Below are 19,903 nucleotides of genomic sequence, written 5' to 3' on the forward strand. Positions count from 1 at the left end.
CTTATCAACAGAAAGCCTGTGGTATGGTACGTTGATGCCAGCCGCAGGCTTGCTTTTTATGGTGACTTTCTGCCAATTTGCTTGACCTTGGGGGAACTTCACCCTCTCGCCAGAAAAAGCGCCGCAGGCCCCTAAAGGCTTTGGGTCTAAAAAGACAGTGAGACCGGTTTATCATGCGTGTAACTCTTGAACGTTCCAATCTTCTGAAGTCGCTCAACCATGTCCATCGCGTGGTGGAACGGCGCAACACCATTCCGATTCTTTCGAACGTTCTTTTGCAGGCCGAGGGTGCAAGTCTTGCCCTCAAAGCGACCGACCTTGATCTTGAAGTAACCGAAGCCACGGCAGCCCAGATCGAACAATCGGGCGCGACCACTGTACCCGCACATCTGCTCTATGACATTGTGCGCAAGCTGCCCGATGGCGCGGAAGTCATGCTGGCGACCAACACCGACGGCAATTCGATGACTGTGACCTCTGGCCGGTCGAACTTCCGCCTCCAGTGCCTCCCGCAATCGGATTTCCCTGAGCTAACGGCGGGCTCCTTCACTCACACATTCCGCATTACCTCGACAGCGCTGAAAAGCCTGATCGAGCGGACCCAGTTCGCCATCTCCACTGAAGAAACCCGCTATTATCTCAATGGCATTTACTTCCATGCCATTGAAAGCGAGGGTTCCCTGAAACTGCGCGCTGTCGCCACGGACGGACATCGTCTGGCGCGCGCGGAACTCGAAGCGCCGTCAGGTGCCGAAGGCATGCCCGGCATTATTATTCCGCGTAAGACTGTCGCCGAGTTGCAGAAGCTGGTCGATGACCCGGATGTTGCTGTCACGATCGAATTGTCGGACACCAAAATCCGCTTCACCATTGGCTCGGTGGTTCTCACCTCCAAGCTGATTGACGGCACATTCCCTGACTATCAGCGCGTCATTCCATCCGGCAATGACAAGAAGCTGACCATCGACCGCCAGAGCTTTGCCTCCGCTGTTGATCGCGTTTCGACCATTTCGAGCGAGCGTGGCCGCGCGGTCAAACTGACCATTGCCGACGGGCAGCTGACCTTGACCGTGAACAACCCGGATTCGGGCAGCGCTACGGACGAGCTTGCCGCTGATTACGACTCCGACCCGATCGAGATCGGCTTCAACGCCAAATATCTCCTCGATATCACAGCCCAGCTTTCCGGCTCCGAGGCGATCTTCATGCTGGCAGATGCAGGCTCGCCGACATTGGTGCGTGATACGGGCGATGCGAATGCGCTCTATGTGCTCATGCCAATGCGGGTTTAACGCTGGCTGACGAACGTTTCTGACGCTGGAGTTGCTAGCCCTCCTCCGCGGTGTGGGGGGTAAGAGATGGGTTCGTGGTTCGACAAGCTCACCATGAGGGAGAGTGTGGATGAAAGGGGGTCAAGTTCTGGACCCTTTATGATCCGCGATCTTTGTGATCTGCAACCTTTGTAATCTGCAACCTTTGCGATTAGCGTTGCATCACCTCTCTCCCTCATGGTGAGCTTGTCGAACCACGAACCACGCACCCTGCAACACCAACCACGCTCTGAACCCCGACAAACATCATCAATAGCGCAGTGGGAGAATGAACAATGCAAAGTCATATGATTTCTTTCATCAACGCGACTGTTCACTGATGCCAACGCTTTCCTCCCTCCAATCAGGACGTTCCCCACATTGGGGGAGAGTAAAGAGCGGCAGTACATCAGCATGACAAACGACTTCCCAACTCCCGAAGCTGGCAAACCGGCCCGCGTTTCGATCAGCCGGTTGAAGCTCGCTCATTTCCGCAATTATGAAAACCTGTCGCTGCGGCTTGGTCCGTCGCATGTGGTGCTGACGGGTGAAAACGGTTCGGGCAAGACCAATCTGCTTGAGGCGATTTCGTTCCTCTCACCGGGCCGCGGGTTGCGCCGCGCCACCTATACGGATGTTACCCGCAATGATGCGCCTGATGGTTTTGCCATCCACGCGGCTATCGAAACGGAGGACGGCTCCGTCGACGTTGGTACCGGGCTTGCCGGCAATGCCCCGGGGGATACGGCACGGCGTGTGCGTATCAATGGCGTGACTGCATCGAGCGCCGATGACCTTTTGGAATATTCCCGCATTCTCTGGCTGGTGCCTGCCATGGATGGGCTCTTCACCGGTCCTGCTGGTGATCGCAGGCGTTTTCTTGATCGTATGGTGCTTGCCATTGATCCGGCGCATGGCCGCCGCGTTCTCGACTATGAGAAAGCCATGCGCAGCCGTAACCGCCTGCTGAGCGAAGAGCGCAGCAACAGCGCCTGGCTTGATGCTATCGAGACCCCTATGGCGGAGCTTGGCATTGCCATTGCAGCGGCCCGAGCCGAGCTTATGCGCCTGATCAACGGCATGATCGAGCGGCTGCCGGATGATAGCCCCTTCCCCAAGGCCGACTGTATTCTTGATGGCGAACTGGAAGCGCGCATCGGCATCGAATCGGCGACCGATGTGGAAGAAACCTTTCGCCGCGCGCTGCATGATGGTCGCAGCCGTGATCGGGCTGCAGGCCGTACACTTGACGGCCCTCACCGCTCCGATCTGCTGGTGCGCCATCGGCCCAAGAGCATGCCCGCCGAACTTTGTTCGACCGGCGAGCAAAAAGCCCTGCTCATTGGCCTTATCCTGTCGCATGCGCGGCTAACAGGCGAACTGGCAGGCATGGCGCCCATCCTTCTGCTGGACGAGATCGCCGCCCATCTTGACGAGGGTCGCCGGGCGGCACTTTTCGACATTATCGAAGAGCTTGGCGGTCAGGCCTTCATGACCGGCACCGACCGGGCGCTGTTTTCAAGTCTCGCCGGTCGCGCCCAGTTTTTCGACGTGGCTCACGGAGAAGTGCATGCCGGTTAGCACAGACCATGGAAAGTCTGTCTGTCACCGTGTTAGCATGTCCTGGAATCGCAGCAACCCCCATCAAACAAAGCTTCTACGGCCCTCGGCCACTTGATCCAACAAAGGAATCCCTATGTCTGATCTTTCGTCCTTCCCAATCACCCAACGCTGGCCAGCCCAGCACCCTGAGCTTCTTCAGCTCTATTCCCTGCCAACACCGAATGGCGTGAAAGTGTCGATCATGCTGGAAGAGCTTGGTCTGCCCTACGAGGTTCATCTCATCGACATCGGAAAGAACGAAAGCTGGACACCGGAATTCCTGTCGCTCAACCCGAATGGCAAAATTCCTGCGATCATCGACCCGGATGGTCCTGATGGTAAGCCGCTGGCACTGTTCGAATCCGGCGCGATCCTGCTTTACCTCGCCGAAAAGACCGGCAAATTCCTGCCTTCTGATCCAGCGCGCCGCTACCAGACAATTCAGTGGGTGTTTTTCCAGATGGCCGCGATCGGTCCAATGTTCGGTCAGGTTGGCTTTTTCCATAAGTTTGCCGGTCGTGAGATCGAGGACAAGCGCCCGCTTGAACGTTACCAGAATGAATCCAAGCGATTGCTTGGCGTGCTTGAAACGCGTCTGGAAGGCCGCCAGTGGATCATGGACGATGAATACACCATCGCCGATATCGCCACGCTTGGCTGGGTGCGCAATCTGGTGGGCTTCTATGGCGCGGGCGATCTTGTTGACTATGCCAGCCTGAAGAACGTTCCGGCATGGCTGGAACGTGGTCTTGCACGTCCGGCAGTACAGCGCGGCCTGGATATCCCCAAGCGCCCCTAGACGCTTTTAATCAGTCATTCCTGTTGAAAAGCCAGTGAATGCCGCCATTTCGGCGGCGTTTGCTTTTTGTCCGGTTGCATTCTCCTTCGAACGCCGCACAAATAGAGCGATCTGACACATATACTAGAGTACCGGACGATTGTTCGAGGTATTCGGATCGTCGCGGTGCTCCATGATGGGGGGCATTATGATGTGGAATCAGGTCTATAATCCGTTTGGCAATTCCGTTCTTTCAACACTGGCAGCAGCAATACCTGTTGTCGTGCTCTTGGCGATGATCGCATCCAACAAGGTCAAGGTGCACATCGCGGCAATCATTGCGCTGGTGGTTGCCAATCTCATCGCAATCTTCGTGTTCACCATGCCAGCGGATATGTCGATCCGGGCCTCGCTGCTTGGCGTCATCACCGGCTTTTTTCCCATCGGATGGATCGTCCTCAACGTCATCTTTCTCTACCGGCTCACGGTGGAGAAAGGCGTCTTCGAAACGCTGCAAAACACCATTGGCGGCGTAACGCGCGACCGGCGTCTGCAAATCCTGCTGATTGCCTTTTCCTTTGGCGCTTTCTTCGAAGGCGCTTCCGGTTTCGGAACGCCTGTAGCAGTGACTGCCGCGATCCTCATCGGCCTTGGCTTTTCGCCGCTGGCAGCATCCGGGCTTTCGCTGATCGCCAATACGGCACCCGTCGCCTACGGTGCTCTGGGCACACCCATTGCCGGGCTTTCCAGCGTCACCGGCATTGATCCTTTCCTGCTTGGCGCCATGGTTGGCCGTCAGCTACCATTCTTCTCGCTCATCGTGCCGTTCTGGGTTGTCTGGGCCTTTGCCGGATATAAGGGCATGAAAGAGGTCTGGCCGGCAATTCTCGTTACCGGCGTTTCCTTTGCGGTACCGCAGTTTCTCATCTCGAACTTTATCAATCCATGGATCGTTGATATCGGTGCATCGCTGATCTCCATGGCCTGTCTCATCGGCTTCCTGCGCATATGGCAGCCAAAAGTCATATGGACATCCGCCGCATTGCGCACCCGCGATGATTCCGCCTCACAAGTTCCGCCAGTGAAGACAACGAAGACCACACCAACCCGGGCAGAAGTCTGGGCTTCAATGACCCCGTGGATCATTGTCTGCGCTGTGCTTCTGCTCTGGGGTACCGACTGGTTCAAGAGCGCCGTCAATCCATGGGCGACCTTGAGCTACAGCGTTCCCGGCCTTAACAACCTGATTATGAAAGTAGCGCCCATCGCCGCACAGCCAACGCCTGAGAAAGCGGTCTTTGCCTTTACGTGGCTGTCCTATACGGGTTCAGGCATGCTGATTGCGGCTGTTATTTCCGGGCTTGTCATGGGCTACAAGCCTATAGAAATGTTGAAGGTATATGGGCGCACGATCAAACTGTGCTCCTATTCCCTCATCACCATTTCAGCCATGCTGGCCATTGGAACGCTGACGCGCCTTTCGGGCATTGATGCCACCCTCGGGCTCGCATTCGCCGCCACGGGTGTGCTCTACCCGTTCTTCGGCACATTGCTGGGCTGGCTGGGTGTTGCCCTGACGGGATCGGATACGGCTTCCAATGTGCTCTTCGGCAATCTGCAGAAAATCACGTCCGAACAGCTTGGTCTCTCGCCGATCCTGATGGGCGCCGCCAACTCATCGGGTGGTGTCATGGGCAAGATGATCGACGCGCAGTCCATCGTCGTCGCTTCGACAGCCACCAACTGGTACGGGCATGAAGGGACGATCCTGCGCTTCGTCTTCAAGCACTCGATCATTCTTGCCTGTCTCGTCGGCGTGCTTGTGATGCTTCAGGCCTACGTCTTTACCTGGATGATCGTTACGCCACCTTGAGCGTAATCGCCTGCCAACAGACGTCGCGGCTTCCGTTGGCCGCGATTGGTTTGAGCTATTTTCGTACGGCTGTCGGTTTTTAACCCGCCTATACGTCCTATTGAGCAACGCCCGGTGTGGGGCGGACGTCAGAAGGAAAGAATGAAATGCCCCAGTCACAGAAAGTGCAGGTAGAGAACGTCAACCATCCCGGCAACAAACAGCGCCTTGATCAGGCTAAGTACGATGCCATGAAAGAAGCATATCTGCAGGTCCTGCCAGCAGCAACGCCCGGCCTGACCGTGGCTGAAATTCGTGAACGTCTGACTGATGTATTGTCACAGGAGCAATTTCCCGGCGGTGCCAAAGCTGGATGGTGGGCAAAGGCTGTCCAGCTCGATCTTGAAGCCAAAGGCGTGGTGAAACGGGAAAAGACCAGCCCGATAAGGCTGTATCTGGCCTGAATGGACGCAATTCCATTCATTATCCTTGATGTTAAACACCAAAATTACTCAGCCTTTCAGCCCTTGCCTGCGCATTCGCCCCAGCCTAGATAGAGCCATGGAGGACGCCCTCCACGCGGCATGATTTGCAGCGGATGAACACAGCCGGGACGGCCCGCATATGGAAAAGGATGGTCGTCATGGCCTGGATTTATCTCGTTATCGCAGGACTGTTTGAAATTGGCTGGGCTATCGGGCTCAAATATACGGATGGGTTTACCCGTCTGACGCCTTCGGTACTGACCGGGGCAAGCATGGTTATCAGTGTTGTGATTCTTGGGCTTGCCTTGCGTGAATTGCCCGTGGGCAGTGCCTATGCGGTGTGGACCGGCATTGGCACAGTGGGTACTGCCCTGCTAGGCATGTATCTCTTCGGCGAACCGGCTACAGTGATCCGTCTTGTCTGTATAGGCCTGATTGTATCCGGTATTGCCGGTTTGAAATTTCTCGCCTGAGACAAATCGGATGCTGCCTTCAGGCTCAATCTTGTTCTAATGTGAGATATGACCGAGCCTGAAAACCCAGCATTTACCCCAACGGAACTCGAGCGCTATGCCCGCCACATCATCCTTGCGGAGATCGGCGGGCCTGGCCAGCAAAAGCTCAAACGCGCCCGTGTGCTTGTCGTGGGGGCTGGTGGGCTTGGCGCGCCGGTGCTGCAATATCTGGCAGCCGCCGGTGTCGGCACGCTCGGCATTGTCGATGATGACCGGGTTTCGCTGTCCAACCTGCAACGGCAGGTCATCCATGATACGGACCTTGTCGGTTCAGCCAAGGTGGAAAGCGCTGCCCGGGCCATTGCTGCGATCAACCCACACGTAGTGGTTGAGGCGCATGAAACACGGGTTGCATCCGACAATGTTTCAGATCTCATCAGCCGCTATCACATCGTCGTCGATGGTTCGGATAATTTTGACACACGTTATCTGCTGGCAGATGCCTGTGCAGCAGGAAAACGCCCGCTGGTTTCGGCAGCGCTTGGGCGCTTCGATGGTTCTTTGACGACGCTCAAACCCTATGAGCAGAACGCCAAGGGTGAGCAAAATCCATCCTATCGCGATCTCTTTCCTTCACCACCGCCACCGGGACTTGTGCCTGCCTGCGCAGAAGCGGGCGTTCTCGGGGTGTTGCCGGGTGTGATCGGCAGTTTGCAGGCAACGGAGGTCATCAAGCTGATTACCGGTGTCGGTGAACCGCTCATCGGCAAGCTGCTGCTTTACGATGCTTTGAGTTCGCGGTTCGAGACGATCAAATACAGAGCAAGTGCGGCCGGGGCCGCGGCGTGAGCGTGATCCATGCCGCTTGAGCTGACACCGGAGCAGCAGGCTATCGCCAGCGGCGCGCGTGGTGAAGGCGCGGCGATGGCAATGCGCATTGTGGCCGCAACGGCCCGGCTGATGGGCGCGCCCTCTCTCATCCCCATCGCCTCAGCGCATATTGATGGCGCTCTCTATCACGGCGATTCCGGCACGCTGTTTGCCGAGAAACTGGCGGAAGGCGGAGCGAAGGTTGCCGTGCGGGCGACACTCAATGTCGGCTCGCTTGACTTGACCGGCTGCTCCAAAAACAGGCTTGAACCGCATGAACGCGGCATGGCGCGGCGCATGATGGATGCCTACCGGACGCTTGGCTGCGAGCCGACATGGACCTGCGCGCCCTATCAGGCGGGCCATCGCCCGGCTCTTGGCAGTGATGTTGCCTGGGGCGAGTCCAATGCGGTGGTTTTCTGCAATTCCGTTCTGGGTGCGCGCACCAACCGTTATGGTGATTTTCTCGATATCGCCTGCGCGATATCAGGCTGTGCCCCCTATTATGGATTTCACCAGCCGGAAAACCGCCGGGCCAAAATCATATTTGATGTCTCAGGTCTTGAAGTCAGCTTTCTTGATTCAGAAGTAGCATGGCCGATTCTCGGCAGCCTGTTCGGGCGGGAAGTTGGAGATTCTGTCGGCGTTGTCGCCGGTATCGACCATCATCCCGGAGAAGATGCATTGAAAGCCTTTGGTGCAGCCTCGGCATCAGCGGGTGCAGTCGGGCTGTTTCATGTGGCGGGTGTCACGCCTGAAGCGCCCGATCTTGCCACAGCATTGCACCATCAGACGCCTGAAGCGGTGATCAAGGTGACCGGCGATATGATCAAAGAATCACGCCACAGACTGTCGACCGTGGCAGATGCGCAAACCATCAATGCGGTAGCGATTGGCAGCCCGCATCTTTCCAGCACTGAATTTGATCGTCTGGAGGCGCTGATCGCCGGGCGTCGCCTGAGCGTGCCACTCTATGCCTGCACCGGCCGCCACGCGCTGGCTACACTGGAGAGCAGCGGCAAGCGTCAGACGCTGGAGAAAAGCGGCGTCATTATCGTTGCCGATACCTGCGTCGTCGTTACGCCTATCCTGCCTGCTATCGACAATGCGGTGCTGATGACCAATTCGGGCAAATTTGCGCATTATGCACCGGGGAATACGGGGTATGGAGTCATTTACGGTTCCATGGCCGAATGCGTGGAAAGTGCCGTAACCGGGCGTCCGATGTTTGGTGCCGCATGACACAGCTCCAGACAGAGATCCTCGTGAAGGGACAGCCAGCAAAGGCCGAAGCCCTGGTGCTGACGGCCCCGATCAGTTTCTGGGGCGGGGTTAATCCCAAAACAGGGCTGATTGCCGATGTGCGCCACCCGCAGCATGGCGTAGCGATCACTGGAAAAGTATTGTGCCTTCCGGGAACCATCGGTTCTTCATCCGCCGCCGCCGTGCTTCTGGAACTTGTCTACGCAGGCCTCGCGCCCGCAGCGATCATCCTGCATGAACCGGATGCCATCCTTCTGCTTGGGCTGATCGTTGCGCAGGAGATGGATCATGGAACGCCAATGGCGTTGAAGCTTGATCGCGAGGCGTTTGGGTGTCTGTCCCACAAGATTTTGCAGATAGATGCAGGTGGGATGATTTCAATCCGATAGAGCTGTTTGCAGGTTCGTGGTTCGTGGTTCGTGGTTCGACAAGCTCACCATGAGGGAGAGTGGGGATGCAACGATAATCGCGAAGATTGCAGATCCCAAAGTTTGCAGATCACAAATGTTGCCGATCTTGACTCCCTTTCATCACCCCTCTCCCTCATGGTGAGCTTGTCGAACCACGAACCATGACCACAAAGCACCCCACAATCCCGATAAAGATCAGCTAAACCCTATTCGGCAAAACCCGATCAGGCGGGCGGTGGCCATCAATGAAGGTGCGGATGTTGATGATCACCTTCTCGCCCATATCAATGCGGCCTTCCAGCGTGGCGGAGCCCATGTGCGGCAGGATGACGACTTTACCCGCCTTGGCGAGTTTGCGCAGCTTGGAATTGACGGCGGGTTCGTGCTCAAACACATCAAGCGCCGCACCGGAGAGTTTTCCAGTTTCCAGTTGGGCAATAAGTGCCTGTTCATCAATGATCTGGCCGCGAGCCGTGTTGACGATAAAGGCGGAGGGTTGCATCAGCGCCAGCCGCCGCGCCGACAGCAAATGGAACGTCGCTGGAGTAGACGGGCAATTGACCGAGATGATGTCCATACGGGCCAGCATCTGATCGAGACTGTCCCAATAGGTAGCCTCCAGTTCGGCTTCCGTTTTGGGGCTGACAGGTTTGCGATTGTGATAGTGGATCGACAGGCCGAATGCCTTGGCGCGGCGGGCAACGGCTGTACCAATGCGGCCCATGCCGACAATACCGAGGCGCTTGCCCCAGATACGGCGTCCGAGCATCCAGGTCGGGCCCCAGCCCTCCCATTTGCCATCATCGAGAAGAATGGACGCGCCTTCCACCAACCGGCGCGGCACGGCCAGCATCAGCGCCATGGTCATGTCAGCGGTGTCTTCGCTCAGAACATTGGGCGTATTGGTAACAGTGATGCCGCGTTTGGCGGCGGCAGGCACGTCAATATTGTCGACACCATTGCCGAAATTGGCGATGAGCTTGAGATTGGGACCGGCAGCATTGATGATCTCCTCATCGATGCGGTCGGTGACAGTCGGCACGAGAACATTGGCTTGCTGGACGGCTTCAATCAGTTCCGCCTTCGACAATCGCCGGTCATCGACATTCAATCTGGATTCGAAAAGTTCACGCATGCGCGTCTCAACGGAATCGGGCAACTTTCGGGTGATGACGACCAGAGGCTTTTTGCTAACCAATATTCCCCTCCCTTTTTCCGATGGTATTGAGACCTCTTTAACCAAACCACTGCAAACTGCAATCGCTCTTGAGTTCCGCTTCCTGTCTATCAAGGCGGCGCATCAAAGACAAAGAAAAATAGGGATCGTTTCTCGTTCAACCGCATAATCGCCGGAAAAGAGCAGGGAATGATGAAGGACTGGTTTTGTTGGGCATCTCATTTATTCGTTCTTTCGCACTGACTGCAGGCATTGCCTGGGCCATTTTGCTGGCCTCGCCTGCCGCGATACCGGGCTTTGCAGCGGCTCAAGCCGCGGAACAGGTGGGGCCGAGCGGCTTGCCTTTGCCGCGTTTTGTCAGCCTGAAGCCCGGCCGCGTCAATTTGCGCGTGGGTCCCGGACGTGATTATGCCGTGACATGGCTCTTTCTGAAATCCGGACTGCCTGTTGAAATCGTGCAGGAATATGACAATTGGCGGCGCATCCGCGATTCTGAAGGGACCGAAGGCTGGGTCTATCAGTCACTGCTGTCAGGCAAGCGCACGGCCATGACCGCACCATGGCAGCGCGACAAGGACAATGTCATGCTGAATGTCTATCGCAGCGCCGATGACAAGGCTGGCGTCGTGGCGCAGGTGCAACCCGGCGTTCTGGCAACCCTCAAGAACTGCAACGGGGACTGGTGCCGGCTGGTGTTCAGCGGTGCCAGCGGCTGGATGCGCCAATCGGATATCTGGGGCGCTTACCCCGGCGAGAAATTCGATAATTAGATTTATGCGATCTCGCGCCCACGTCGATTTTGCGACCGCTGGAACATAAGAATCGCCGAGATCACAATGAGAACGCCGACAACGGTGAATCCCGTCACAACGGTACCAAACACAATATAATCAAAAGCCATGGTAAAAATCGGCACCAGATAGAACAAAACGCCTACCTTGCTCGCGGCTTCATTGGAAAGCATATGAAACAGCAGGAGAACAGCGCCAACGGACACAACACACACCATCCACGCCACGCAAAAGGCGAATTGAGCCGTCCACAGCACATTCCATCCCTGAAAAGCAATAATGATCAGGAAGACAATGGAAGCGGCAGTGTACTGATAAATCGCCGACGCGATCGGATGGATGTTCAAATGCTTTTGATACACAGAGCCCATTGTGATCGCGAGAACCGATGCAAAAGCAAACAGAACGCCGCCTAGGCTCATGGCGCTTACATCCTTGGCACCGTAAACGACCAGACTAAGCCCGGCAAAACCGACGGCAAGCGACAGATACCCCCTGATGCCAATGACTTCCCGCGCAAAAATGGGCGTGAGAATGGGTTGAAGACCCAGAATGATTGCCAGAGTGCCCGGCGCCAAATGGTGATCAATCGCCAGAAAGAAAAAACTTTGATAGGCAACCTGCAGCAACAGCCCCGCGACCATGGATTTCAATATATGCTTTTTGGAAACGGAGAGCGTTTCACGCATTTCCCTTGGCAATAGAACGCTGCTGGCGACGGTAATCACCAACAGCGCCCCGCACGCCCGCAAAGCCAGGAACGACCAAACAGAGCCATTCTCAAGGCCCAGTTTTACAAATATCGCGCCGCTGCTCCACATCAGCAAAAACAGCACGGGAGCGACCTTGACGAGATTTCGCACAGACAGCTCGATTTCCATTGTTTTGAACGATACCCGGCATAATATTCATTCAGAATTGCCCGTAAAATTAGAAATAACGATCTCCTCAATCACAAAATATGATTGCCTCCTTTATGCAGGACTTGCCGAATGGATCTGGATACCTCGCAGTTGCGCGCCTTCGTAACAGTGGCAGAATTGAGAAGTTTTTCGCGCGCGTCGTTGCAACTCAATCGCGTTCAATCTGCCGTCAGCCAGCTTATCCAGCGGTTCGAGGCGAACATAAGCGCGAAGCTCTTTGTGCGGGAGCGTGGCAGGATCAGTTTGACAGCAGAGGGAGAAGCACTCCTGCCCTATGCGATAAAGATGCTTGCAATCAACGATGAAGCGGCTGGAATGCTGCGCCGTTCGCAGCCAACTGACTGTTTGCGAATTGGAACATCGGACACTTATGCGGCGTGTTTTCTTCCCGCAATGCTCGCCGTGTGCAGAGAGGCTAATTCGAATCTTCAAATCGAGTTGCATTGTGGCTACAGCGAAAAAATCTGGGGTGATTTTGCCTGTGGTGATTTGGATGTGGTTCTCACACAGAGTTGCCCGGCTGACATCATGTCCGAAACGCTTCACATAGAGCCGCTGCAATGGGTTTGTTCCAAGGCAAGCGATGTCCATATGGCAAATCCCGTGCCGCTGGCCCTGTTTACCAGAGGTTGTGCTGATCGGGATTTGGCCGTGAAAACCTTGGCAAAAGCAAAGAAGGATTATGCGATCTGCTATCAGAGCACCAGCCAAGCTGGAATATTGGCAGCGGTGTCATCAGGCATGGCGGTGTCGGCAATGGTGGCCAGCACACAAACGCCGTCGTTTAGATATCTTGATGAATCCGACGGATACCCTGCTTTGGGAAATCTTGAGATATCCCTCGCCTATCACGATCATCGTGATGACAGTGCAACGTCAGTCTTTGCAAATGTCGCAAGGTACTATTTCAAGACGCTGCCCAAAAGGACACACGCCTAAACATCAAATCAATCAGCCGCGCTTTTTGCGCAGGCGGATGATGATGTCCACATTGACGATTTCCATGCCCTCTGGCACGGGAGGGAGGCTGCCAACCATGGCGGAGCCATCGGGAATATCGATTACTTCGTTTTCGCCTTCGACGAAAAAGTGGTGATGATCGGACACGTTGGTGTCGAAATAGGTCTTTGCGCCTTCGACAGCCAGAATGCGCAGCATTCCTGCCTGGGTGAACTGGTGCAGGGTGTTATACACAGTTGCCAGCGAAACCGGCACATTGGCGCCCAGCGCCTCTTCATGCAGTTCTTCGGCTGAAAGGTGACGATCACCCTTGGCAAAGATCAGGCTGGCAAGCGCAATACGCTGACGGGTAGGACGCAAACCCGCAAAGCGCAGGCGCTCTTGCAAGGGTACGTCGGCATCAATCTCATAAGAAATATGCATGGCCCGTCTGCCACTCCGTTAAATGATATCAAAAGTCTCACCATAGACTGTTGTCTATCGTGTTACATCATTGATATATGCCGTCTTGCGAAATCGATCAATAGGCTGCAATTCAGCCATTCCGTTAGGGATAAGCCAACAGACCGTTTTCAGCAAGAAACACTCTGTGATAGGGTCCGCCCGCGCAAAAGCGCCAGCATTGAAGCAATTGATGGGAGACAGAATGCCAGAACAGAAATCAAGCTACGGGTATGAAGAGCTTCTTGCTTGTGCCCGCGGAGAGATGTTCGGCCAGGGCAATGCCCAGTTGCCAGCGCCACCCATGCTGATGTTCGATCGCATTACCGAGATTTCCGAGACCGGCGGCGAAAACGGCAAGGGCTATATCCGCGCCGAATTCGACATCAAGCCAGACCTCTGGTTCTTTCCCTGCCACTTCATCGGCGATCCTGTCATGCCGGGTTGCCTTGGCCTTGACGCCATGTGGCAGATGACCGGCTTCTATCTGGGCTGGCTGGGCGAGCCCGGAAAGGGCCGTGCCCTGTCGACGGGCGAAGTGAAATTTACCGGTATGGTCACACCAAAGACCAAACTTGTTGAATATGGTATCGACTTCAAGCGTGTCATGCGCGGACGGCTGGTGCTTGGCATTGCGGACGGCTGGTTAAAAGCCGATGGCGAAACTATCTATAAGGCAACTGACCTGCGGGTTGGCCTGTTCAAGGAAAGCGCGGCCTGATAGGGCAGCGCAATACCTTCAAGGAGATCGCGATGCGGCGAGTGGTTGTGACGGGGATGGGTATCGTATCCTCTATCGGAAATAATGTGCAGGAGGTGCTGGAATCCCTGCGTGCAGCGAAATCGGGCATTGTCTTCGCCGAAGACTATGCAAAATACGGTTTCCGCAGTCAGGTGCACGGCGCTCCTACGCTTGATCCGACAACGCTGGTCGACCGGCGCGCAATGCGGTTTCACGGTGGTGGAACAGCCTGGAATCATGTGGCGATGGATCAGGCCATCGCCGATGCCGGTCTCGATGAGAGCCAGATTTCCAATGAACGTACCGGCATCATTATGGGTTCGGGCGGTTCATCCACCCGTACAATCGTGGAAGCTGCCGATAAAACCCGCGAATCGGGTTCGTCCAAAAAGGTCGGGCCGTTTGCTGTACCGAAAGCCATGTCTTCAACCGCTTCGGCAACACTTGCCACATGGTTCAAGATCAAGGGCGTCAATTATTCCATCTCATCGGCCTGCGCGACCTCCAATCATTGCGTCGGCAATGCCTACGAGATGATCGCTTACGGCAAGCAAGACATGATGTTTGCAGGTGGCTGCGAAGATCTCGACTGGACCCTCTCTGTGCTTTTCGACGGCATGGGTGCCATGTCATCCAAGTTCAATGACCGGCCTTCGGTAGCATCGCGCGCCTATGACAAGAATCGCGATGGCTTCGTTATCTCCGGCGGTGCCGGTGTGCTGGTTCTGGAAGAACTGGAGCATGCCAAGGCACGCGGCGCCAAGATTTATGGCGAGATTGTCGGTTACGGCGTCACCTCAGATGGTGCCGACATGGTTGCACCGAGCGGCGAAGGGGCTGCCCGCTGCATGCGCATGGCAATCGAGAACGTGAAGGGCAAGGTGGATTACATCAACCCGCACGCCACATCGACGCCCGTTGGCGATCTCAAGGAGATCGAGGCGATTCGCGAAGTGTTTGGCACGGCGGAAGCCGGTTGCCCGCCGATCTCGGCGACTAAATCGCTGACCGGCCACTCGCAGGGTGCCACTGGCGTGCACGAATCAATCTATTCGCTTTTGATGATGAACCACAATTTCATCGCTGAAAGCGCCAATATCGAAGAACTCGATCCGGCATTCGAGGACATGCCTATTGTGCGCAAGCGGATCGACAATGCCAAACTGGATACGGTTCTGACCAACTCCTTCGGATTTGGTGGCACCAATGCAACGCTGGTATTCCAGCGGTTCCAGGGTTGAGAGGGAAGAATATGGGTGAACTGATGAAAGGCAAACGCGGTCTCATTATGGGGGTCGCGAACAGCCATTCCATTGCCTGGGGAATTGCCAAGGAACTGGCCGATAATGGTGCCGAGCTTGCCTTCACCTATCAGGGTGACGCATTCGGCAAGCGCGTTGCGCCGCTGGCTGAACAGCTGGGCTCAAAACTGCTGCTGGCCTGCGATGTCGAGGATATTGCGACTGTCGATGCGGTGTTTGAAACTTTGGAAAAAGAATGGGGCACAATCGATTTCGTTGTGCATGCCATCGGCTTTTCCGACAAATCGCAGCTCAAGGGTCGTTATGCGGATGTGACCACACGCGATAATTTCAGCCGCACAATGGTGATCTCTGCCTATTCCTTCACGGAAGTGGCGCAGCGCGCCGCAAAGCTGATGAAAAATGGCGGCTCAATCCTGACGCTGACCTATGGCGGTTCGACCCGCGTCATGCCGAACTACAATGTCATGGGTGTGGCAAAGGCGGCTCTGGAAGCCATGGTGCGCTACCTTGCGGCGGATTATGGTCCGGAAGGCATCCGCGTCAATGCGATCTCTGCTGGCCCTGTGCGCACGCTTGCCGGTGCAGGCATTGGCGATGCACGCGCCATGTTCTCCTACCAGAAGCGCAATGCGCCGCTGCGCCGGACTGTTGATATTGAAGATGTCGGCCGTTCTGCTCTCTATCTTCTGTCGGATCTTGCGAGCGGTGTAACCGGTGAAATCCATTATGTGGATTCCGGCTACAACATCGTATCGATGCCAACGCTTGAAGAGTTGAAGAAATCCGACGACGGCAAGGAATAAATCCTCCTGCCAGACCTGACAGTAGTCCCGCAAAGCCAGGCTTGGTTTTGCGGGATTTTTGTTGAAAGTGGGCCTCCCTTTTTCGTCAGGAATGTCAGGAGAACCACCATGCGCCTCGTTGAAACACTCATTTACAGCCTGCGCCCGGGAACAGGTGCCGAGTTCCATAAGCTGGTGCGCGAAGAAAGCCTGCCGATACACAATGCTGTCGATATGGACATCGTTGACTTCGGCCAGTCGGAACACCACCCCGATGCCTATTACCTCGTGCGCGCCTATGACAATCTTGATCATCTGAACAGTTCGCAGCAGGCGCTCTATTCCAGCGATATATGGCGCAAGGGACCACGCCCCGCCATTCTCGAACGCATCGTCGTCAGCCTCAAAACCATGGCGTGGATGAGCGAAGCTGCCATCGAGGAAACCCGGCTCTGCGGTGTCCGAAGACGAGCGGTGGACTAGGGTCTGGACTCTGATTATTTCTTCGCTTCGATGATCTTGTAACCGGCCACATCCTCTATCGGGAGAACCGAGCGGAACAGCGACTTCAGGCCCGCCTCATAGGGCATCTGGCGGTTGGCGACCAGTAGCAGCTTGCCGCCGGGCTTCATGCGCTTGGCGGCGGCGGCGATGAACCCCTGCCCCATGGTTGGATCGGCACTGCGACCCGCGTGGAAAGGCGGGTTCATGACGATGGTATCGTAAATCTCGGTGATGGTTTCGCCGTTCACATCATGCCAGTGGAATGACAGCGGCAATTCCGTTGATCCGGCAAGGTTCTGCTTTGCCGCTTCCAGTGCTTCAAAATCCGCTTCATAGAGCGCCAGTGATTTAAGCTTCTCAGGATGCTTCAGCACTTCACTGGCAAGATAACCCCAGCCTGCACCAAAATCCGCGGTATGGCCGCTTATACGTCCGGCAAAATGCTTCACCAGCAGAGCAGAACCCTTGTCGATGGCCGTATGGGAGAACATGCCGGGGGCCGTGATGAAACGCTCTTCCACGCGCGTTGGCTCGGCGACAAGCGCCTGCACCTGCATATCGTCAACCGTCTCGGGGCTGGTGAACCAGAACGCCACTGCGTGGTTCTTGGACAGACGATCCGCGACCGGCGCAAATTTCTCGACTGTCTTGCGGAAACTGTCGATGCCAAGTTTCTTGTCGCCGGCAACCGCAATCAGACCGCCCGCATCCACATGGCGCAGAGCCTGTGCCAGCCATGCTTCATTGCGCCCACGATGCTTGCCAAGGAGGATCAGCGCGCCGTTGAAGCGTTCGCTGCCTTCGAGGCGCGAAACGGCCTTGAAGCCTGCCTTTTGCAAAGCGAGATAATCGGGCCTGAACGGCTGGAGGGCTGTCAGGGCAGCTTTCCACGCGGGATCGATGTCGCGGTCCACCTCGGCGCCAAGGAAGAGCCATGCGCTATCAGCACCGGGGAGCGGCAATATCTCATCTTCAAAGGGCAGAAAAAGCGTCTTGAGTGCGCCGTTGGCCATGGCAGTGTCCATTCATCAATAGGTCAATCTAGGGCGAAATTGCCAGACAAGGAAATCCCGCCAAGAAAAAAGCGCGCCACAGGGGCGCGCTTTCATCACGTCAAAGCAAGAGGCTTATTCAGCGTCTTCTTCAGCCTGCTTCTTTTCCTGAACGATTTCTTTGCCGGTTTCCTGATCGACAACCTTCATCGACAGGCGAACCTTGCCACGTTCGTCAAAGCCCATGAGCTTGACCCAGACCTTCTGGCCTTCCTTGACCACATCGGAGGTCTTGGCAACGCGCTCGGAAGCGAGCTGGGAAATATGGACCAGACCATCGCGCGGGCCGAAGAAATTGACGAATGCGCCGAAGTCAGCAGTCTTGACGACTGTGCCTTCGTAGATTTCGCCGACTTCAGGCTCAGCAACGATCGAATGAATCCACTTGCGGGCAGCTTCGATTTCCTTGGCAGAAGAGGACGCGATCTTGACCGTGCCATCGTCTTCAATGTTGATCTTCGCGCCCGTCTTTTCGACGATTTCACGAATGACCTTGCCGCCGGAACCGATAACGTCACGGATCTTGTCGGTCGGAATGCTCATGACTTCGATACGCGGAGCAAATTCGCCAAGTTCCGAACGGCCTTCCGTGATGGCTTTCGCCATTTCAGTCAGGATGTGCAGACGGCCATCCTTGGCCTGACCCAGAGCAACCTTCATGATCTCTTCGGTGATACCGTCGATCTTGATGTCCATCTGGAGCGCTGTGATACCGTTCTCAGTACCGGCAACCTTGAAATCCATGTCGCCGAGATGATCTTCGTCGCCCAGGATGTCAGAAAGAACAGCGAAACGCTCATCTTCCTTGATCAGGCCCATGGCGATACCGGCAACTGGACGGAGCAGCGGAACGCCGGCATCCATCAGAGCAAGCGAGGTGCCGCAAACGGTTGCCATTGACGACGAACCATTGGATTCGGTGATTTCCGAAACCGTGCGCAGCGTGTAGGGGAACTGTTCCTTGGCAGGCAGAACCGGATGGATAGCGCGCCAAGCGAGCTTGCCGTGACCGATTTCGCGGCGACCGGGCGAACCCATGCGACCTGTTTCACCGACCGAATAGGGCGGGAAATTGTAGTGAAGCAGGAAGGTTTCTTTGTACATGCCAGTCAGCGAGTCGACATACTGCTCGTCTTCGCCGGTGCCGAGCGTTGCAACAACGATGGCCTGTGTTTCACCGCGGGTGAACAGGGCCGAACCGTGGGTGCGTGGCAAAAGACCAACTTCCGATACGATTGCACGAACTGTCGACAGATCACGGCCATCAATACGGCTGCCAGTGTCAAGAATGTTCCAGCGAACGATCTTCGCCTGAACCGACTTGAACACGGTTGCGATCTGCTCGGAGGAGAATTCCGGCTCTTCAACGCCTTCCGGGAAGAAATGTGCCTTGACCTTGGCCTTGGCAGCATCAACCGCAATGTAACGCTTCTGCTTGTCAGTGATCTTGTAGGCAGCGCGCAGGTCAGCTTCGGAAACCTTGAGAACCGCAGCTTCAACAGCCGAAAGATCTTCCGCGTGGAAATCACGTGGCTCTTTGGCAGCAACTTCAGCAAGCTTGATGATCGCATCGATCACCGGCTGGAAGCTCTTGTGACCGAACATAACGGCGCCGAGCATGACGTCTTCAGCCAATTCCTTGGCTTCCGACTCAACCATCAGAACAGCGTCGCCTGTACCGGCAACAACAAGATCGAGGCTGGACTCAACCATTTCGTCAACGGTCGGGTTCAGTCTGTATTCGCCGCCGATGTAGCCGACACGTGCGCCGCCGATCGGGCCCATGAAAGGAACGCCGGAGAGTGTCAGCGCTGCTGAAGCACCAATGAGCGAGACGATGTCAGGGTTGTTTTCGAGATCGTGCTGGATAACGGTCAGAACAACCTGTGTGTCGTTCTTGTAGCCATCAGCAAAGAGCGGGCGGATCGGGCGGTCGATGAGGCGGGAAACGAGTGTTTCGTTTTCGCTTGGACGGCCTTCACGCTTGAAGTAGCCACCGGGGATCTTGCCGGCTGCGTAGGTCTTTTCCTGGTAGTTTACAGTCAGCGGGAAAAAGTCCTGACCTGCCTTTGGTTCCTTGGCGGAAACGACAGTGGCAAGAACCACGGTCTCGCCATAAGTGGCAAGAACTGCGCCGTCTGCCTGGCGGGCAATCTTGCCCGTTTCCAGAATGAGCGGACGACCGCCCCATTCGATTTCAACTTTGTGTTGATTAAACATACTGTGTCCTTGAGTGGAGAC

At 55.9% G+C, this 19,903-nt stretch carries 21 protein-coding genes; 16 read left to right on the forward strand and 5 right to left on the reverse strand.

The genetic code is table 11. From position 1 onward, the window contains the following. The first annotated feature begins 173 nt into the window (after positions 1-173). The 9 genes from dnaN to BLU05_RS06255 all read left to right on the forward strand — a co-directional run bounded on the left by dnaN (position 174) and on the right by BLU05_RS06255 (position 9,004). Entirely contained in the window at positions 174-1,292 is a 1,119-nt protein-coding gene (gene dnaN, locus BLU05_RS06215) for a DNA polymerase III subunit beta (protein WP_091878630.1), read from the forward strand. Between the two features lie 432 nt (positions 1,293-1,724). Further along, the gene (recF, locus tag BLU05_RS06220; RefSeq protein WP_091878631.1) at positions 1,725-2,891 is read left to right on the forward strand and encodes a DNA replication/repair protein RecF; all 1,167 of its coding nucleotides are present in this window, start codon (positions 1,725-1,727) and stop codon (positions 2,889-2,891) included. A 115-nt stretch (positions 2,892-3,006) separates the two neighbouring features. Continuing rightward, positions 3,007-3,711, forward strand: coding sequence for a glutathione S-transferase N-terminal domain-containing protein (locus tag BLU05_RS06225; protein WP_091878633.1), 705 nt, complete (start codon positions 3,007-3,009; stop codon positions 3,709-3,711). A gap of 190 nt (positions 3,712-3,901) precedes the next feature. Further along, a complete protein-coding gene (locus BLU05_RS06230; protein ID WP_091880096.1) occupies positions 3,902-5,563 on the forward strand; it encodes an L-lactate permease in 1,662 nt (553 codons plus the stop codon). Positions 5,564-5,709: 146 nt separating this feature from the next. Next, positions 5,710-6,006, forward strand: coding sequence for a DUF6958 family protein (locus BLU05_RS06235; protein ID WP_091878634.1), 297 nt, complete (start codon positions 5,710-5,712; stop codon positions 6,004-6,006). Between the two features lie 179 nt (positions 6,007-6,185). After that, complete coding sequence (gene sugE, locus BLU05_RS06240) at positions 6,186-6,500, forward strand: quaternary ammonium compound efflux SMR transporter SugE (protein WP_091880098.1); 315 nt, start codon at positions 6,186-6,188, stop codon at positions 6,498-6,500. Positions 6,501-6,548: 48 nt separating this feature from the next. Continuing rightward, positions 6,549-7,331 carry a molybdopterin-synthase adenylyltransferase MoeB gene (locus BLU05_RS06245; protein WP_091878636.1) on the forward strand — a complete coding sequence of 261 codons (783 nt, stop codon included), beginning with the start codon at positions 6,549-6,551 and terminating at the stop codon, positions 7,329-7,331. 9 nt (positions 7,332-7,340) lie between these two features. Further along, positions 7,341-8,594 (forward strand): aconitase X, encoded by a 1,254-nt coding sequence (locus BLU05_RS06250; RefSeq protein ID WP_091878638.1) that lies wholly within the window; start codon positions 7,341-7,343, stop codon positions 8,592-8,594. Continuing rightward, a complete protein-coding gene (locus BLU05_RS06255; protein WP_091878639.1) occupies positions 8,591-9,004 on the forward strand; it encodes an aconitase X swivel domain-containing protein in 414 nt (137 codons plus the stop codon). The genes BLU05_RS06250 and BLU05_RS06255 overlap by 4 nt, the downstream gene beginning before the upstream one ends. Positions 9,005-9,224: 220 nt before the next feature. On the opposite strand, the gene BLU05_RS06260 is transcribed toward BLU05_RS06255, so the two are convergent. Then, positions 9,225-10,226 (reverse strand): 2-hydroxyacid dehydrogenase, encoded by a 1,002-nt coding sequence (locus BLU05_RS06260; RefSeq protein ID WP_091880099.1) that lies wholly within the window; start codon positions 10,224-10,226, stop codon positions 9,225-9,227. On the opposite strand from BLU05_RS06260, the gene BLU05_RS26125 reads away from it, so the two are divergent. Then, complete coding sequence (locus BLU05_RS26125) at positions 10,159-10,371, forward strand: hypothetical protein (protein ID WP_162700490.1); 213 nt, start codon at positions 10,159-10,161, stop codon at positions 10,369-10,371. The genes BLU05_RS06260 and BLU05_RS26125 overlap by 68 nt on opposite strands. Positions 10,372-10,465: 94 nt before the next feature. Beyond that, positions 10,466-10,972 carry an SH3 domain-containing protein gene (locus BLU05_RS06265; protein ID WP_244518283.1) on the forward strand — a complete coding sequence of 169 codons (507 nt, stop codon included), beginning with the start codon at positions 10,466-10,468 and terminating at the stop codon, positions 10,970-10,972. A gap of 2 nt (positions 10,973-10,974) precedes the next feature. Here BLU05_RS06265 and BLU05_RS06270 read toward each other — a convergent pair whose 3' ends face one another. Beyond that, a complete protein-coding gene (locus BLU05_RS06270) occupies positions 10,975-11,874 on the reverse strand; it encodes a DMT family transporter (RefSeq protein WP_210184598.1) in 900 nt (299 codons plus the stop codon). Positions 11,875-11,985: 111 nt separating this feature from the next. Here BLU05_RS06270 and BLU05_RS06275 point away from each other — a divergent pair, with 111 nt between their 5' ends. Next, positions 11,986-12,855 carry a LysR substrate-binding domain-containing protein gene (locus BLU05_RS06275; RefSeq protein WP_091878641.1) on the forward strand — a complete coding sequence of 290 codons (870 nt, stop codon included), beginning with the start codon at positions 11,986-11,988 and terminating at the stop codon, positions 12,853-12,855. A gap of 12 nt (positions 12,856-12,867) precedes the next feature. On the opposite strand, the gene irrA is transcribed toward BLU05_RS06275, so the two are convergent. After that, positions 12,868-13,299: an iron response transcriptional regulator IrrA gene (gene irrA, locus BLU05_RS06280; protein WP_091878642.1), complete on the reverse strand. Its 432-nt coding sequence runs from the start codon at positions 13,297-13,299 to the stop codon at positions 12,868-12,870. Between the two features lie 223 nt (positions 13,300-13,522). Between irrA and fabA the strand changes: the two genes are divergently transcribed. The 4 genes from fabA to BLU05_RS06300 all read left to right on the forward strand — a co-directional run bounded on the left by fabA (position 13,523) and on the right by BLU05_RS06300 (position 16,589). Further along, entirely contained in the window at positions 13,523-14,038 is a 516-nt protein-coding gene (gene fabA / locus BLU05_RS06285; protein WP_091878644.1) for a 3-hydroxyacyl-[acyl-carrier-protein] dehydratase FabA, read from the forward strand. 32 nt (positions 14,039-14,070) lie between these two features. After that, entirely contained in the window at positions 14,071-15,300 is a 1,230-nt protein-coding gene (fabB, locus tag BLU05_RS06290) for a beta-ketoacyl-ACP synthase I (protein WP_091878645.1), read from the forward strand. Between the two features lie 11 nt (positions 15,301-15,311). Continuing rightward, positions 15,312-16,127: an enoyl-ACP reductase FabI gene (fabI, locus tag BLU05_RS06295; RefSeq protein WP_091878647.1), complete on the forward strand. Its 816-nt coding sequence runs from the start codon at positions 15,312-15,314 to the stop codon at positions 16,125-16,127. A 108-nt stretch (positions 16,128-16,235) separates the two neighbouring features. After that, positions 16,236-16,589 carry an NIPSNAP family protein gene (locus BLU05_RS06300; RefSeq protein WP_091878648.1) on the forward strand — a complete coding sequence of 118 codons (354 nt, stop codon included), beginning with the start codon at positions 16,236-16,238 and terminating at the stop codon, positions 16,587-16,589. A 14-nt stretch (positions 16,590-16,603) separates the two neighbouring features. Here BLU05_RS06300 and BLU05_RS06305 read toward each other — a convergent pair whose 3' ends face one another. After that, entirely contained in the window at positions 16,604-17,623 is a 1,020-nt protein-coding gene (locus BLU05_RS06305) for a class I SAM-dependent methyltransferase (RefSeq protein ID WP_091878650.1), read from the reverse strand. A 114-nt stretch (positions 17,624-17,737) separates the two neighbouring features. Continuing rightward, on the reverse strand, positions 17,738-19,882 hold the full coding sequence (gene pnp / locus BLU05_RS06310) for a polyribonucleotide nucleotidyltransferase (RefSeq protein ID WP_091878652.1): 2,145 nt from the start codon (positions 19,880-19,882) through the stop codon (positions 17,738-17,740). Positions 19,883-19,903: the final 21 nt, after the last annotated feature.

This window comes from Phyllobacterium sp. OV277 (assembly GCF_900104355.1).
Taxonomy (GTDB): Bacteria; Pseudomonadota; Alphaproteobacteria; order Rhizobiales; family Rhizobiaceae; genus Phyllobacterium.